The organism is Leucobacter manosquensis (genome assembly GCF_018304845.1).
Classification (GTDB): Bacteria; Actinomycetota; Actinomycetes; order Actinomycetales; family Microbacteriaceae; genus Leucobacter; species Leucobacter alluvii.
The window spans coordinates 41,245-57,833 of sequence record NZ_JAFEVO010000001.1; the positions used below are offsets into that span (position 1 = coordinate 41,245).

Consider the following 16,589-nt stretch of genomic DNA (forward strand, 5'->3'; position numbering starts at 1 on the left):
ATGGCCGATGCGATCACGACCGAGATCATCAGGCACGGACTGCTCGCGGCTGCGGAGGAGATCGCCCGCAATCTCTGCCGCACGGCGTACAACACCGTCGTGTACGAGATTCACGACTACGGCATCGGGCTGCACGACGTGCGCGGCGACGTCGTTGCCGATGCGCCGGGAATCGCTGTGTTCACGCGCGGCAACGACGCGGGCATCAAGCATTCGATCGAGTTCCTCGGGGAAGAGGCGATGGAGCCGGGCGACGTCTTCATCATCAACTACCCGTACTGGTCGAGCGCGCACACGCTCGATCCGCTCGTCTTCGCGCCGATACACGCTGAGGGGAAGCTCATCGGGTACGCCTCGTGCCGGGTCCATGTGACCGATCTCAATCAGAAGGATCCGGGGTACGTGCTCGACTCCACGGACCGCTCGCAGGAGGGCCTGGTGCTCCCGGCCTCGAAGTTGTACCGCCGAGGGGTGCGCAATGACGACGTGTTCAACGTGATTCGCTTCAACAGCCGGATGCCCAAGCACACGATCGGCGATATCCAGGCGCAGGTCTCCGCAGTGGTCACTGGAGTGCGGCGCACGCAAGAGCTCGCGAGCAAGTACGGGGTGGCGGTGCTGACTCAGGCCATGGAGACCATCAACGCGCACGGGGAGCGTCTGGCGCGCCTCGCCCTCGCGAAGCTGCCGAAAGGAACGTGGAGCGCGGTCGACTATGTCGACGACGACGGGATCACGAAAGACGAACTCGTCAAGCTGCAGTGCACCGTTACCGTGACGGACGATGAGATGGTCGTCGATTGGACGGGGAGCGCTGAGAACGTGCGGGGCCCGATCAACCTCCCACCAGGACAGACGGAGGCGCTGTCGAGCTTGATCTTCAAGTCGCTCACTACGCCCGAGTCTCCCGTCGTCGCGGGCAACTTCGCCCCGTTGCGCGTCGTGACGGTGCCCGGCTCGGTGATGCACGCGGTGCCGCCGATGCCGACGTTCACCCTGTGGACGGGCCTGCTCGCCGGAGAAGTGATTCTCAAGGCGCTCGCACAGGGCATGCCGGAACTGGTGCCGGCGTGCTCGGGCGGCGACGTCTGCTCGATGATGGGGCTCGGTGTGAATCCGCGAACCGGCGAACCATGGCAGGAGGCGACGAACGAGGCGGTCGGTTTTGGCGGAACGGCGACGCACGACGGTGAGGACGGCATCATGCACCTGTCGGAGCCGGGTTGCCGAAACAACCCTGTGGAAGTGCTCGAGGCGAAGTCTTCGATGATCATCGAGCACTACGGCTACCGCGCCGATACCGGGGGTGCCGGCCGCTTCCGCGGAGGTGTGGGCGTGAGTCGCTCGTATCGGTTTACGGCGCCCGCCACCGGTATCTGCCTGGTGTACAAGACCAAGACCGAGCCCTGGTCGATCGATGGGGGAGCCACCGGCAAACCGAACCAGGTAGTGCTGAACCCAGGCACCGATCGCGAAGTCGTGCAGGGCGGCAGTTACAACCACCTCGACGCCGATGACGTGCTCGTCAACGAGACCGGCGGGGGAGGAGGGTACGGCAACCCATTCGAACGCGACCCGGAGGCCGTCGCTAACGACGTACGCAATGGATTCGTGTCCCACGAATCCGCAACGCGCGATTACGGGGTAGCGGTCACCGAGCAGTTCAGGGTCGACGCCGTTGAAACGGCGTCGCTCCGGGCGGCCGTTTCCGCGTAGCAGTATCCGGGCCGCCGAGCCTCGGCGGCCCGGATACTGCTCCGATAGCGAGCACCAGGCAGTCGAACAAGCGAGTGGAAGGGGCGCGCATGCGCCAGGGAAATCTGACAATCATCGGTGCACGCGTGTGGAATGGTCGCGGCTTCGATGAACGGGACATCGATATCGTCGACGGGTTCGTGAGCGAAGAACGCGCAGCCGATGGGCCGCGCGAAACGCTTGACGGCTCGGGCACCTGGGCTGTGCCGGGGCTCATCGATGCGCACTTCCACGCGTACGCCACGAGCATGGACGGATTTGAGAACGAGCGGGGACCGTTGAGTTTCGCGGCGATCAACGGCGCCCGTCGGCTGGAGAGCGCTCTGCGACGCGGGTTCACAACCGTCCGCGACGTCGCCGGGGGCGACATCGGACTCGCCAGAGCGATCGATCGCGGGCTCATCCCGTCTCCCCGGTATCACTTCACGGGTGCCGCGCTCAGCCAGACAGGTGGCCACGGCGACCCCCGAGCTGCGCACATCGACGTCTGTTTTTCCCACGGGCACATGTGCGAGGTGGTCGACGGGGTCGACGCACTCCGGGTTGCAGTCCGCGAGCGCCTCCGAACGGGTGCGCACGCGATCAAGATCATGACTTCGGGCGGCGTGTTCTCGCTGTCGGATCCGATCCGCGTGCCGCAGTACTCCGCGGAGGAGATCCGCGCGGTCGTCGAAGAGGCAACCCGCCGCGGGAGCTATGTCGCGGCTCACGCTTACTCTCCAGAGGCGGTGCGGCACTCGATCGAGAACGGCGTGCGATCGATCGAGCATGGAAATCTCATCGACCTCCAGACTGCGGAGCTCATGGCCACGTGCGGCGCGTTCCTCGTGCCGACGCTCGCCGCCTATGATGCTATGGACCGCCGCGGTGCAGAGATCGGCCTCAACGCGACCTCGCTCGAAAAGAACTCCGAGGTACTCTCGAAGGGGCAGGAAGCCGTGCGACTCGCGCTCGCCGCAGGAGTTCGAGTCGGGTTCGGGAGCGATCTGATGGGTGACCTCGAGGACGACCAGCTGCAGGGCGTGCGGCTCCAAGTATCGGCAAGCGGTGCTGCCGCCGCACTTCGGTCGATGACTCAGGTGAACGCAGAGCTGATCGGGGACCCGGCACTCGGGCGCCTCCGGGCGGGAGCGTACGGCGACGCGGTCCTTCTCGCCGCCGATCCGTTGCATGAACCGGCGGCATTGTGGGAGGCGGACGCCCGGGCGGCGGTGGTGCAGGCGGGTCGCAGAGTCGCGTAGCTGCGATCAGCGCAGCACGAAGCCTCGACCGAGGTCGTCGTCGAAGTCGAGGAAGAAGCGGTGCTCACCGGTGCGATGCGCCGTGCCCGATACGAGCGGGATGACGGCCTCGGGGTGATCCATCGCCGGTTCCCATCGCGCCTCGAACGCGGTGTCGATGATGGAGCGGTGCTCGAGTACTTCGTCCGCGGCGAGTTCGCCTGACGCCGCGAGTAAGGCGACCCGCGCGCCCGTCCCGGAACCGCACGGCGAACGATCCACCTCGCCGTCGGCGAACACCGTGACGTTTCGCTGTCGCGGCCCGGCATCGCCGTGGCCGAGGTCGTCCCACAGGATCGTTCCGTAGACGCCCGACAGCCGATGATCGGCTGCGTGCTGGGCCTCCGGGGCATCGTTCAGCACCCATTTGACCTCTCGCCCGAAATCGATCAGGGAGGAGTAGTGCTCGGGTGAGACCGACAGGCCGACGTCGGACGCACGCACGGACGCGTAGATCGCCCCGCTGAAGCTGAGGTCGACTCGAACGCGCCCTCGCGAGGTCGAGATCTCGACGTCGCGTGCGATGACGTGCGACGCGACGTTGCGGAACGTCGCACGGACGAGACGCCCCTCCGAACGCTCGACCGAGGTCACGACACGCCCCGAGGGAACGTCGATCCGCACGTCGGTCACGCCATCCGGATCGCTCTCCACGAGTCCGGTATCGGTCGCCCAGACCCCCAGCGCGATGGATCCATGACCGCACGCGGTCGAGAAGCCGTCCTGATGCCAGAAGAGAACGCCGAAGTGCGCTGCATCCTGATCGGCCGGGTCTGGCGGGACGACGAATCCTCCGTACATGTCGGCATGGCCGCGGGGCTCCCGGCAGAGGAGCCCGCGCACGCTGTCGGCCCCCGCATCGTCTGCCATCGCGGCGATGCGACGGTCGGCGACCGTCACTCCGTCCGGCACCGGTGCATCGGCGTGAACGATGCGAAACGGCTCCCCGGCCGTGTGATAGTCGGCCGTCGCGATTCCGTTCGGCATCAGATGACCCCCTCGCTCAACCGGCTGGGCGTACCGAAACGGTGCGCGGTGATCGACACGGCCTGTTCGCGGAGGTGCGGCAGCATCTCGACTCGCCCGGCGCCCACGACGGGCCCCCCGTAGACCGCGATGTCGGGCTTGCCCTGAGCCGCGGCTGCGACCTCGCGGACGACGTCCGCTCGCGACTCCTCGGCGACGATGCGCACCCGCGCGCCGGAATGCGGGCCCCGGCGCGCCGCGAGCGCGGCCACGCGGGCCTTCCAAGCGGCGGTGTCCTCGAAGGCGATGCGCACTCCCACTGCTTCGAGCGCTGCGACGATCGGGGCGGGGAGGGCGACCGGTGTGCTGAGCTGCGGCTTCGCCCCGGCTCCGATTCCCGCGGCGACCGCGCGCAGCACCCGCGCGGGCTGCGCATCGGCGGCCGCGCGGATCACGACGGAGGTCGGCAGATATCTCAGCACATTGCGCTCGACGCCGATGCCCGACGCGTCGCGGCGAGCGCCGAATTCCTGCTCCCACGCCACGGCGTCCGAACCGAGTGCGGCTCGCAGCCAGGCGAGGTCAGCGCCGCAGATTCCCGCCTGCTCGGCAGCGGTGACCAGGCGAGCCGCGGCCGGGAGCGGAGCGCGAAGCGGTGCCGTGCTCGCAGCATCGACCCAGTCGCCGAGGCCGTAGAGGTAGCTCGGGCCGCCGGCCTTCGTGCCAGCACCGATCGCCGACTTCTTCCAGCCCCCGAAGGGCTGCCGCCGCACGATGGCCCCGGTGATGCCGCGATTGACATACAGGTTGCCCGCCTCGATGCGGGCGAGCCAGTGTTCGAGCTCGTCGCGGTCGAGCGAGTGGAGTCCGCTCGTCAGCCCGTACTCGATGTCGTTGACGATGTCGATCGCTTCCTCCAGCGTCTCAGCGGTCATGATGCCGAGGATCGGGCCGAAGTACTCGGTGAGATGGTATTCGCTGCCGCGCTGCACCCCGTCGCGCACTCCGGGCGACCAGAGCTTGGCGTCGCCGTGTCGATCCACGGCGAGCGGGTGATCCGAGAGGATCGGCTTCGGTTCGATGGCCCAGCGCTGGCCGGGTCCGAGTTCCGTGAGTCCGCGCAGCAGTTTGCCCGTCGGCGCGCCGATCAGCGGCCCCATCTGGCTGGTGAGCCGATCGGGGGTGCCGACCTTCAGCGATCGCACCGCATCGAGCAGCTGCCCGCGGAATCGCTGGGATCGCGCGACGGAGCCGACCAGTACGACGAGTGAGGCGGCCGAGCATTTCTGGCCGGCGTGCCCGAACGCCGACTGGGCGACGTCGCGGGCGGCGAGATCGAGGTCCGCGTTCGGCGTGACGATGATGGCGTTCTTGCCGCTCGTCTCGGCCAGGATCGGGAGGTCCTCGCGGAGGGCGCGGAAGGTCTCGGCGGTCTCGTACGCGCCGGTCAGGATCAGCCGATCGACGCGCGGGTCGGAGACGAAGCTGGATGCGAGTTCGCGGTCGCCGAACTGCAGGAGTTGCAGCACATCGCGCGGTACTCCGGCCTCCCAGAGCGCTTCGACCATCACCGCGCCAGAGCGCGCGGACTGCGCCGCAGGCTTGATGATGACGCTCGCACCCGACGCGAGCGCGGCGAGCACTCCTCCTGCGGGAATGGCCACCGGAAAATTCCACGGCGGAATCACCGCGACGAGTCGTTGCGGCACGAATCGCGCGCCGTCGACGTATTCGAGGTCTTGACCGAGCGCCGCGTAGTAGTGCGCGAAGTCGATGGCCTCCGACACCTCGGGATCGCCCTGGTCGAGCGTCTTGCCGCACTCGGCGCCCATGACTTCGAGCAGTTCGCCGCGTCGCGCCTCGAGCGCCTCGCCGGCGCGGTGCAGGATCCGCGCCCGCTCGTCGGCGCCGAGCGCTTGCCACCCCGATGACGCCGCGCGCCCGCGTTCGACCGCGGCGTCGAGCGCGCCGGCGTCGGTGATGCGCGCAGCCGCGACCGTCGCCGAGCCCAGGTCGGAGTCGATCATACGTGCGGCGATCGACCGACCCCAGGCGCGATTGCCGGGGAGATCTGGGTCGGTGTCTGGTGTATTGCGAAATCCCTCGGCGCCCGCAGCCACTCGCTGCTCGATGCGTGCGGTGGTCGCTGGATCGGCGAGGCGCTCGGGCACGGGTGCGTCAGACGCGGCTCCGCGATCTTGAGTGCGATTCGGCGACGGCACCCGGTAATGCTCCGGATCTCCGTCTGCGGTGATCGCCTCGAGATCTGCGAGCGAGGCCGAGAAGCGCTCTCGTTCGCGCTCGAACAACTCGGCACGGTCGTGCAGCTCGAAGACGGCGGACATGAAGTTCTCGGTGCTCGCTCCCTCCTCGAGACGACGGATGAGATAGGCGATGGCAACGTCGAACTCCTCGGGGTGCACGACCGGCACGTAGAGCAGCAGATGCCCCACTTCACGTCGCACGGCTTCGGCTTGTCCCGTCGCCATGCCCAGCAGCATCTCGAACTCGATGCCCTCCGTCGCGCCACGACGTTGCGCGAGAAGCCAGGCGAGTGCGACGTCGAAGAGGTTGTGGCCGGCGACGCCGATGCGCACGTTGCGCACGCGGTCCGGGTGGAGTGCGTAGTCGAGCACCGCCTTGTACCCCGTATCCGAGGCCTGCTTCGTCGGCCAGGTCGCCGACGGCCAGCCGTGGATCGCGGCGTCGACGAGTTCCATCGGGAGGTTCGCACCCTTGACCACGCGCACCTTGATCGGAGCACCGCCGCGCGCTACGCGCTGGGCCGACCAGTGCTGCAGCCGCATCATCGCGCCCAGCGCATCGGGCAGGTACGCCTGCAGCACGATGCCGGCCTCCAGGTGCGCGAATTCGGGCCGGTCGAGCAGGCGGGTGAAGACCGCAAGGGTGAGATCGAGGTCCTTGTACTCCTCCATGTCGAGATTGATGAACTTCTGCGGGGAAGCGAGAACCGCGCGTTCGAAGAGCGGGAGCAGCTGCTGCACGATGTGATCGACCGCTTCGTCGAACGCCCAGTGGTTGTGCGGCGAGACGGTCGCGGAGACCTTGATCGAGACGTAGTCGATGTCGTCGCGGGCGAGCAGTCGATGCGTGCCGGCCAGGCGACGTTCGGCCTCGCCCTGGCCGAGGATGGCCTCGCCGAGCAGATTCATGTTCAGTCGCACGCCGTCGCGGGTGATCTTGCTGATCGCGGGCCCCAGCTTCGCGTCGCTGGCATCGATGATCAGGTGGCTCACGAGTTGTCGCAGCACGCGCCGTGCGATCGGCACCACGACGCCGGGGAGCGGGGCGGCGAGTGCGCCGCCGGCGCCGATCGCTCCTCGCATCGGCGCGGGCAGGAAGGAGGGGGTCATGGGCACGAGCTCGCGCAGTTTCTTCGCGGCGACGGCGAGATCTTCCGGGCGCACGACGCCGTCGACGAATCCGACCGTGAAGTCGAGCCCGTTCGGGTCGCGGAGCACGCCTGCGAGGCGCGCTGCCGCTGCGTCGGTCGGGATCTCCGCGGCCTCCGCCAGCCAGCGTCGCACGAGCGAGATCGCCTCATCCGCGAGTTCCTGGGGGCGAATGTCGTCGGCGGTGCTCATGGTCGGCCTCTCTGGACGGGGAATGGGACGCGGCGTCGCGTCGATGCGGCGCTCTGGGCTCGTCCCGTTCAGTCTCCCGCGCGGGAAGCGTGCAGTACAGCAACGGTTTCTGTGGAATAGTGTGAAGCACAACTTCCGATTCCGAGGAGCGCCCGTGCTCGAGATGAAACGGCTGCGCCTGCTGTGGGAGCTCGACTCCCGGGGCACCGTCGCCGCGGTGGCCGAGGCGTTGAACTACAGCCCCTCTGCGATATCGCAGCAGCTGGCGCTGCTCGAGCGTGAAGCCGGCGTGCCGCTGCTGCGCAGGACGGGTCGGACGCTCGAGCTCACGCCGGCCGCTCACGCGCTGGTCGGCGAGACGCACGAACTGCTCGCCGGGCTCGAGCGCGCGGAGGCCGCGCTGCACCGCGCGCACGCGGAGGTCGGCGGCACCGTGCGTGTCGCGGTGTTCCAGACCGCACTGCTCGCGCTCATGCCCCAGGTGCTCAGGCGGCTGCGCGACACGCACCCCAGTTTGCGGGTCGAGATGGTGCAGCACGAACCCGAGGCCGGTCTCGAGGAGACCTGGACCCGCGGCTTCGATCTCGTGATCGCCGAGCAGTACCCGGGGCACGCCGCTCCGCGTTTCCCCGGACTCGACCGGCAACCGCTGGTGACGGACCGCATTCGCCTGGGGCTGCCGCTGCCGGGCGTCGGCGTCGCCGCGTTCGACGACGTCGAGCGGTTGGCCGATGCCGCCGCACTGCCGTGGGTGCTCGAGCCCGAGGGAGCCGCATCGCGGCACTGGGCGCTGCAGGCCTGTCGCAGCGCGGGCTTCGAGCCCGACGTGCGATACGAGACGGCGGATATGCAGGCCCACGTGCGTCTCATCGAGACCGGAAACGCGGTGGCGTTGCTTCCCGGCCTGCTGCATGCCGGGGCCTCACGAGCCATGCGTCTGGTCGACCTGGCCGACGACCCCGAACGAACGGTGTTCACGGCGGCCCGCGCCTCGGCGCACGGGCACCCTGCGCTCACCGCAGTGCGCGATGCGCTTCGCGAGGAGGCGGTGCTGCTCGAATCGGGGGGAGGGCACTCGCGCACGGCTGCGCCGTGAGGCGTGCGGGAGGGGGAATGCGTTAGACGCCCCATCCCGCACCGCCTTCGGAACTACTTCGTCTTCGTCTTCGGCTGCTGCTGCGTGATGCAGTGGATGCCGCCGCCGCGAGCGAAGAGCGGGCGCGCGTCGAGCCCGATCACCTCGCGTCCCGGGTAGGCTTCGCGCAGAATCGCCAGGGCGCGATCATCGGCCGGATCATCGAATGCGCAGGCGAGCACCGCGCCGTTGATGACGACGTGGTTGATGTAGCTGTAGTCGACGTAGCCTTCGTCGTCTTGCAGCGTCTCCGGTGCGGGGAGATCGATGATGTCGAAGCCAGCCGAGGTGTCGTCGCGATAGCGGTCGGCCACGTCGCGGTTCGTGCGCGCGATGATGTGGTCGGGGTGCGACTCGGCATCCTGTCGGTGCATGAGCAGGAGATCGGGGCTCGTGAATGCGGCGAGAATGTCCGAGTGGCCGCGCGTGCCGAAGGTGTCGTGATCCCGGGTCAGACCTCGGGGGAGCCACAGCGCGCTGGTCGCGCCGATCGTGCGCTCCAGTTCGGCTTCGACCTGCTCCTGCGTCCAACCCGGGTTGCGACCGGGATCGAGCTGCACGGTTTTCGTGATGACCACGCGGCCGGTTCCGTCGACCTGAATGCCGCCGCCCTCGTTCGTCATCTCGGAGTCGATGAGTTCCGCGCCGGCTGCTTCCGCGACGATGCGGCCGATGTGCTGGTCGTGATCCCACTGCGCCCACTCCTGGCCGCCCCAGCCGTTGAAGACGAAGTTCACGGCGCCGAGCCGACCATCGTCTCCGATGACGAAGCTCGGCCCGATGTCGCGCATCCAAGCGTCGTTCAGGGGTGCGACGATGCGCTCGACCTGGGAGGAGAGGTAGCGGGCCGCAACGGCCTCATCGCCCGGGTTCACGACGACCGTCACCGCCTCATGCTCGCTCGCGGCGTTCGCGACGGCCGCCCAGGTCGTGCGAGCCTCTTCGGCTTCGGCCTCGGTGTCTCCGAGGGTGTACCCGCTGGTCGGCCAGGCCAACCAGAGTCGCTCCTGCTCGTGTCCCTCGATCGGCATGCGCCAGGTGGTCATCGATACTCCCTCGTGTGCGAAAAAAAGACGTCGCCCCAGTCTAATGGGCACCTGACCAATAACGGGATCAGGGCTGATCGCGTCCCGTCGCCCACAGCGTGCGTGCGTGAGCGACGTGCCGGGCGAGCACGCGCTCGGCGCCGGCGCCATCGCCGGTGGCGAGGAGGTCGATGAGTTCGTGATGCTCTCTGGCGGAGTCGGCCAGCCGCCCCTCGCGCGAGAGCGTGCCGATGCCGTACAGGCGGGTTCTGCGCCGCAGGGAAGTGGCGAGTTCCACGAGTTGGGCATTGCCGGTATAGCTCAGCACGAGCGCGTGGAACTCTCGGTCGAAGCGAAGGTATTCTTCGAGGTCGCCGCGATCCGTCGCCTCCAAGCAGGCGTCGGCGAGACTCCGGAGCTTGGGGAGATCCGCCTCGGGAACGCGGCCGGCGATGAGTCGCATGGCGGGCGGCTCGAGCAGGAGTCGGATCTGCGCGAGGTCGTCGAGGTCGCTCTCACTCATCGTGGTGACGCGGAATCCCTTGTTTTTCAGGGTTTCGACCAGCCCCTCGCGGGCCAGGTCCATCATCGCCTCGCGGACCGGCGTCGCCGAGACGCCGAGGGTGACGCCGAGCGCTGGGGCCGAAACCACTTCGCCCTCTGCGAGGCGGCCGGTGATGATCGCGGTGCGCAATTGCTCCAGCACCGTCTCCCGAAGGCTCAGGGGTCGTTTGAGGGGGACGAGCGACGAATCGCGCTCGTGCTCGGCGTCAGGGGTGGGCATGCGGGCTCCTCGGAGTCCAGAGCGGCGCAGTGCGCACGCCGTTCATACGGTCGGACCCTCATCTTCCCACGAGGGCTCCGGAAGTGCCGGTGAGCCGCCACGCCGCCGCCGCTGCTGGGGCGCGCGCACGAGTCGAGCGCGCCCGAGTAATTCATTTATCAATGAATGAATATGTGGAATATTCGCGAATGCTTGAGAAACTTGCAAGTTCATACTTGATGAATAAAACATGTAGGAGTAGGTTCTTGTCACGCGTCTCGGGATGAGATGCGCGATTGCTGTCGACGTACGAAGGAGTACCAGCGACCATGTCAAAGCACCATTCCGTTGTCGAAGAAGATGCGGACGCCGCGCACCTCGCGTCGCTCGGCTACACCTACGACACGACCTTCAAACGGGAGATGAGCTTCTGGGGAAACGTCTCCCTCGGGTTCACTTACCTGTCGCCGATCGCCGGCGTCTACTCGATGTTCGCGATCTCGTTGAGCCAAGCCGGGCCGCCGATGGTCTGGGCGCTCGTCATCGCTCTCGTCGGACAGTTCTTCGTCGCCCTCATCTTCGGCGAAGTCGTCTCCAACTATCCGGTGGCCGGAGGCGTCTACCCCTGGTCCCGGCGACTCTGGGGGCGGAAGTGGGCGTGGATGAACGGCTGGATCTACGTCGTCGCCTTGATCGGCACCATCGCCGCGGTCGCGTACGGCGCGGCTCCGTTCGTCGCCTCGGTGTTCGGCGCCACGCTCGATGCCGGCGGCACCGTGCTGGTCGCCCTCGGCACCCTCGTCGTGGCGACGTTCCTGAACTTCTCAGGCACGAAAGTGCTCAGTCTGGCGGCGACCGTCGGCCTCGTCGCCGAGATGCTCGGCGCCGTGGTCATCGGCGGGTACCTGCTGCTGTTCGGGCGTCAGCACGACTGGAGCGTGCTCTTCGACAACCAAGGCATCGGCGACACAGCCCCGGGCGGGTACTTCGGTGCATTCGCGGCGGCCGCACTCATCGGCATGTTTGCCTACTACGGCTTCGAAGCCAATGGCGACGTCGCCGAAGAGGTGAAGAACCCGGGCGTCCGCGTGCCGAAGGCGATGCGCCTCACCCTCTACATCGGGGGATTCGCGGCGAACCTGCTCGCCTTCTCGCTCGTGCTCGCGGTGCCGGACTTCGCCGCCGTGGCGTCGGGTGCCGTCGCTGATCCCATCGGCGCACTGCTGACCGAGGCCTTCGGCCCGATCTTCCCGCTCGTCATGCTCGTCATCGCGATCGCTTTCATCTCGTGCATCACGAGCCTGCAGGCGGCCGCCAGCCGCCTGATCTACTCGATGGCACGCGACCGATTCCTTCCCGCCTCTCGCTTCCTGGCGACGTTCAACGAACGCCGCCACGTGCCGAGCAATGCCCTGATCGCCGCGGCGCTCTTCCCGGCCATCGTGATCGTGCTCTCCCTCCTGCTCGAAGATGCGCTGACCGCAATGGTCGGATTCGGCACCGTCGGCATCTACATCGGCTTCCAGATGGTGGTGTTCGCGGCGCTGCGAGCTCGAGTGCTCGGGTGGAAGCCGGCCGGAAGATTCCGACTCGGCGCTTGGGCGTACCCGGTCAACCTCATCGCGCTCGTCTGGGGCGTCGCGGCCGTCGTGAACATCCTGTGGCCGCGACCGACGGGCGGCGGCTGGGCCGAGGACTACCTCCTCATCCTGACCACGGTCGGCGTCATCGGGGTCGGCTGGATCTACATGCTGGCCTCGCGCGCGTACCTGCGCGGCGACGCGCCCGCGGGCGACGCGAGCGGACCCATTCGCATCAGCACCGCCGTCTGAGTCCGCGCGAATACCATCATCGGCACACACGGATCCGGGCGCCCGCGAGAGCGGACGCCCGGTTCCGTGGCGAAACGAAGGAATCCGAATGCGCGACTTGCGAGTCGATCCGGGATCGTTCTCCGAGCTCCACCCGGATCCCGGTCCCGACGGCGCTGCTCTGCGTCCCGACATCAGAATGGTGGTGTCGCTCACGTTCCCCGGCATGGACCGCGCAGCTCATGACCTGCAGGAGTCGTTCACCAGAATCGCGTTCGATGCCGTGCGCGCGGCCGGCGGCGTTCCAACGCTGGTGGACTCGGCCGCGGAAGAGCTGATCGATGTCGGCGCTGCGCTCGACGGTGCGGACGGGGTCGTGTTCCTCGGCGGCGGAGACGTGGACGTTCGCTGCTACGACTATCCTGGCCCGCCGCCCGCGAACGAGTACGGAGTCGACAGGCGCGCCGATCAGTACTGCGTGAATCTGATTCAGGAGTCGGTGCGTCAGGATCTCCCGGTGCTCGCGATCTGTCGCGGCTCTCAGCTGTTCAACGTCGCGTTCGGTGGAACGCTCATCCCCGACATCGTGGATTTCTCGCCGCATCACGGGGCTGAGGGCTCGCCGCTGTTCGTCGATGAGCCCGTGCGCCTCGATCCTGATTCGAGGATCGCCGGGATTCTCGGGCGCACGGAGATATCGGTGCGCAATGGACATCATCAGGCCGTCGACCGTGTCGCATCGCAGCTGCGGGTGAGCGCGCGCGCCGTGGACGGCCTGGTCGAGGGCACGGAGCACCGCACGGCGTCTTGGGCGATCGGGGTGCAGTGGCACCCGGAGGAACCGCAGGCGGATGTGGAAGACCGCGCCGCGATCTTCGGCGAACTGGTTGCTCGCGCGCGCGGCCGCGCGAACGGTGATCCCCGGGGCTGCGACTCGAGCGGACTCGCGACCCCGGACGGGGCGAGGATCTAGGCTGACACCGAAGCGGCCTCGAGCACCTGCGGCAGCCACTCGAGTGCCGCTTCGCTCGGAACCTCCCATGAAGAAGCGTCATGGCGACCGTACGGTCCGACGCGTTCAGCGCCCTGGGCCGTGAAGCGCCGATCCAGGTGCTCGCTGCCCTGCGAGTACGTCTCCTCGTAGAAGAGATCGCCGAGGCCGAACATCGCGTATCGCACGCCCGCGAGTGCCGGCGGATTCTCGTCGAACGCCCGGGCGAACGGAACCGCCGAGTTCGGCAGATCGCCGGAGCCGTGCGTCGAGCACACGACCAGGTAGAAGCGATCAGGCGTGATCTCCGCCGGGTCGATGTGCTGCAGGTCCTGCACGACGACATCGTCGTGGTCGGTGCGCAGATGGTCGCCGAGGTCTTCCGCGATGAGTTCGGAGTTTCCGGATTCGGTGCCGTAGAGGATGGAGAACTTCACTGGGTGCCTTTCAATCAGGGTTGGTTCGCGGGGGCGGTGCGCCGCGCGATGTCGATCATCTGTTCGTGCGATACGACTTTGCGTCGCACGCGGCCCTCGGGCGCGGTTCGGCGTTCGTGGGCATCGAGTGCGAGCCACTGGGAGAAATCGACGGCCCGCTCGCGAAGCCCGGCATCGAGTGCCTGGTATCCGCCGCTTGCGCGATTGCGAGTGATCCGCGCGCCGTCCGCGAGATCGGCCACGATCTCCTCGGCGACGAGCTTCGCCGAAGAACGATTCTCCGGAATGGCACCGCGTGATCCGCGCTGCGCCCAGCCGGTGCGGTAGAGCGCTGGAGCGATCCGACCGGAGTCGAGGTCCGGTGGCAGTGAAGCGATGATTCCGGCCGCGGTCGTATCGCTCGCTGCGCCGGGTGCCGCGTGAGGATCGAATCCGATGGCCGTGATGACCGCACTGGCCGGCACCGTCACGTTCTGCCCCGCGAGCGTGTACTCGACCGCGCTCACGTGCTCGTCGCCCAGGATGCGGGACGGCCGAGCTCCGAAGCAGAACGAGACCGCGGGGCCGGGGAATGCGCCCCGTCGGCGCTCGTCGAGGGCAGCGACGGAGGCGAGGCGCGCCGCGCGCGTCCGATCATCCGGCGACTGCGGCGCGGCACTCGTCGTCGTCGCCGAATCGGTCACGGTGTACGTGGCGCGCGGGAGTGCCGCGAGTTCGCGCAGCATCTGCGGGTCGCCCTTGGAATCGGCTGCCGCGGCGCGGCTCAGCACCGTGATCCGTTGCGCGGGCGCGGCGAGGTACTGCTCGAGCGCTGCGTCGTCCACATCGCTGCCGACGAATCCGGAGCGATCTTTGACCAGGAAGCGCACCACGTCGAGTGCGACGTTGCCCGCCCCGATCACGACGACATCGCTGCCGAGGCGGGGAAAGCCCTCGGGATCGACCTTCGGGTGCGCATTGAGCGACCGGATGATCGCTCCGGCCGCGACGACGCCTTGGAGCTGTGCCCCGGGTGCATCGAGCGCACGGTCTCGCTGAAGGCCGGTCGCGAGCACCACGACGTCGTACAGCTCGCGCAGTTCGGCGAGCGTGACGTCGACGTCGACGTCGACGCCGCCGACGAAGTGCACGTCGGGTGACTGGAACAGGCGATCGAACTGTCGCGTGATCGCCTTCGTGTGCTGATGATCGGGGGCTACGCCGTAGCGGATGAGCCCGTACGGCGCTGCGGTGCGGTCGAAGATGGTCAACTCGGCGGTGGGAAGGGCGCGGTGCAGCGCCTGCGCCAGGTAGCACCCGGCTGGCCCACTGCCGATGATCGCGACCTGGGGGTTCGGCTGCGGCGTCATTGCGGCTCCTTTCCACGCTTTCGGGATGGCGAGCTGCGGCGCTCGTCAGAACTGTTCGGCAAGTGTATCTGAAAAAAGATGACGAGAGAATGTTTTACGTCGAACGATGCAGTACGGGCCAAGAGTTTCACGCGGTCGCTTGCGCATTAAAACATTTATAAGTAACTTATTAGCACTCGCTGCGTCGCACGTCAGCGAAGCGAATTCGACGAAGGAGTACGAATGACCGCACAGCTGGAAACCGAGCAGGCGCCCTACCTCGACATCGCCGCTCCCGATTTCGCGATGAACTCGGAAGCGGTTCGCGCGGCTCGAGAGCGCAGCTGGTACGCCCGGACGAACTACGGTTTCGGAGTGCTGCGGTATCAGGAGGTCACGGAGCTGCTGAAGCACCCGAGCCTGAATCAGGGCAGCGCTCAGTGGCCCGATCACCACGGCGTCCACTCCGGTGTCTTCTACGAGTGGTGGGAGAAGAACCTCCTCGTACTCGAGGGCACCGAGCACGACCGGATACGCCGGTTGCTCAACCCTGCGTTCTCGCCAGGGGTGGCGCGACGACTCGAACCGGCGTTCGCCTCGATCGCCGAGGAACTCATCTCCGAGATGATCGCGCGAGACGAGCGCGGAGAGCAGGTCGATTTCGTCGCACACTTCGCCGAGCCGTTCGCCACACGGGCACTCTGCGCGATGATGGGGCTGCCGCACGAGCACTGGCCCTTCATCGCGTCCCGTGCGAACACAGTGGGCTACGCGCTCAGCGTCACGATCAAGGAGGACATCGAGCGCGTCGATGTCGCGGTGCGTGAGCTCTACGACTTCGTCGAGCAGCTCATCGAAGAGCGTCGCCGCGATCCCAGCGACGACATGGTGTCGAAACTGCTGCAGGTGAATCAGGGCGACGGCGACAGCCTCAGTGACGCAGAACTGCGAAATGCGCTGGTCCTGATGCTGTTCGGCGGCATGGACACGACGCGCAACCAGCTCGGGCTCATCTTGCAGACGTTCATGCGAAACCCCGATCAATGGGAGAAGCTCGCCGCACGGCCCAAGGAGTTGACGCGCCCCGCGCTCGAGGAGGCCCTGCGCGTCAATCCGACGACTCGCTGGGTGACGCGCGAGGCCAACGAGGACTTCGAATTCAAGGGCCTGAGCATCGCCGAGGGCACGACGGTGCATCTCTTCACGATGGCGAGCGGCACCGACCCAGAGGCGTTCCCCGATCCGGAGATCGATATCGAGGTGAGCGGGCGGAAGCAGCATCACACCTTCGGCGGCGGCGTGCACAAGTGCATCGGTCACTTCATCGCCCGCGCCGACATGAGCGTCGCGCTCCCGATGCTCGCAGAGGCGTTCACCGACGTCTCCTGCCCCGGCGGAGACTCGTGGCTGCCGGATTCCGGAAATCACGGCCCGATCGCTCTGCCGATCACCTTCACCGTGCGATGACACCATCCGCGGTCGCGCTTCACCCT

General features: G+C 67.4%; 12 protein-coding genes. 6 read left to right on the plus strand and 6 right to left on the minus strand.

Annotation, left to right across the window (positions count from 1 at the left end):
* Positions 1–1,716 (plus strand): hydantoinase B/oxoprolinase family protein, encoded by a 1,716-nt coding sequence (locus JSQ98_RS00195; protein ID WP_211647812.1) that lies wholly within the window; start codon positions 1–3, stop codon positions 1,714–1,716.
* Positions 1,717–1,805: 89 nt separating this feature from the next.
* Entirely contained in the window at positions 1,806–2,996 is a 1,191-nt protein-coding gene (locus tag JSQ98_RS00200; RefSeq protein WP_211647813.1) for a metal-dependent hydrolase family protein, read from the plus strand.
* Between the two features lie 6 nt (positions 2,997–3,002).
* Here JSQ98_RS00200 and JSQ98_RS00205 read toward each other — a convergent pair whose 3' ends face one another.
* Positions 3,003–4,022: a proline racemase family protein gene (locus JSQ98_RS00205; protein ID WP_211647814.1), complete on the minus strand. Its 1,020-nt coding sequence runs from the start codon at positions 4,020–4,022 to the stop codon at positions 3,003–3,005.
* A complete protein-coding gene (locus JSQ98_RS00210; protein ID WP_211647816.1) occupies positions 4,022–7,606 on the minus strand; it encodes a proline dehydrogenase family protein in 3,585 nt (1,194 codons plus the stop codon). The genes JSQ98_RS00205 and JSQ98_RS00210 overlap by 1 nt, the downstream gene beginning before the upstream one ends.
* A gap of 154 nt (positions 7,607–7,760) precedes the next feature.
* Here JSQ98_RS00210 and JSQ98_RS00215 point away from each other — a divergent pair, with 154 nt between their 5' ends.
* A complete protein-coding gene (locus JSQ98_RS00215) occupies positions 7,761–8,702 on the plus strand; it encodes a LysR family transcriptional regulator (protein ID WP_211647817.1) in 942 nt (313 codons plus the stop codon).
* Positions 8,703–8,755: 53 nt separating this feature from the next.
* Here the strand turns inward: JSQ98_RS00215 and JSQ98_RS00220 are convergent, their stop codons facing one another.
* Together JSQ98_RS00220 and JSQ98_RS00225 are read right to left on the minus strand one after the other, a co-directional pair.
* A complete protein-coding gene (locus JSQ98_RS00220) occupies positions 8,756–9,787 on the minus strand; it encodes an agmatine deiminase family protein (RefSeq protein ID WP_211647818.1) in 1,032 nt (343 codons plus the stop codon).
* Between the two features lie 67 nt (positions 9,788–9,854).
* Positions 9,855–10,550, minus strand: coding sequence for a GntR family transcriptional regulator (locus JSQ98_RS00225; protein WP_211647819.1), 696 nt, complete (start codon positions 10,548–10,550; stop codon positions 9,855–9,857).
* Between the two features lie 308 nt (positions 10,551–10,858).
* On the opposite strand from JSQ98_RS00225, the gene JSQ98_RS00230 reads away from it, so the two are divergent.
* Complete coding sequence (locus tag JSQ98_RS00230) at positions 10,859–12,361, plus strand: APC family permease (protein WP_200329680.1); 1,503 nt, start codon at positions 10,859–10,861, stop codon at positions 12,359–12,361.
* 88 nt (positions 12,362–12,449) lie between these two features.
* A complete protein-coding gene (locus tag JSQ98_RS00235) occupies positions 12,450–13,313 on the plus strand; it encodes a gamma-glutamyl-gamma-aminobutyrate hydrolase family protein (protein WP_211647820.1) in 864 nt (287 codons plus the stop codon).
* Here JSQ98_RS00235 and JSQ98_RS00240 read toward each other — a convergent pair.
* Positions 13,310–13,768, minus strand: coding sequence for a flavodoxin domain-containing protein (locus JSQ98_RS00240; RefSeq protein WP_211647821.1), 459 nt, complete (start codon positions 13,766–13,768; stop codon positions 13,310–13,312). The two genes, JSQ98_RS00235 and JSQ98_RS00240, sit on opposite strands and share 4 nt — an antisense overlap.
* Before the next feature lie 14 nt (positions 13,769–13,782).
* A complete protein-coding gene (locus JSQ98_RS00245) occupies positions 13,783–15,117 on the minus strand; it encodes an FAD-dependent oxidoreductase (RefSeq protein ID WP_211647822.1) in 1,335 nt (444 codons plus the stop codon).
* A gap of 222 nt (positions 15,118–15,339) precedes the next feature.
* On the opposite strand from JSQ98_RS00245, the gene JSQ98_RS00250 reads away from it, so the two are divergent.
* Positions 15,340–16,563: a cytochrome P450 gene (locus tag JSQ98_RS00250; protein ID WP_211647824.1), complete on the plus strand. Its 1,224-nt coding sequence runs from the start codon at positions 15,340–15,342 to the stop codon at positions 16,561–16,563.
* The last annotated feature ends 26 nt before the right edge of the window (positions 16,564–16,589 follow it).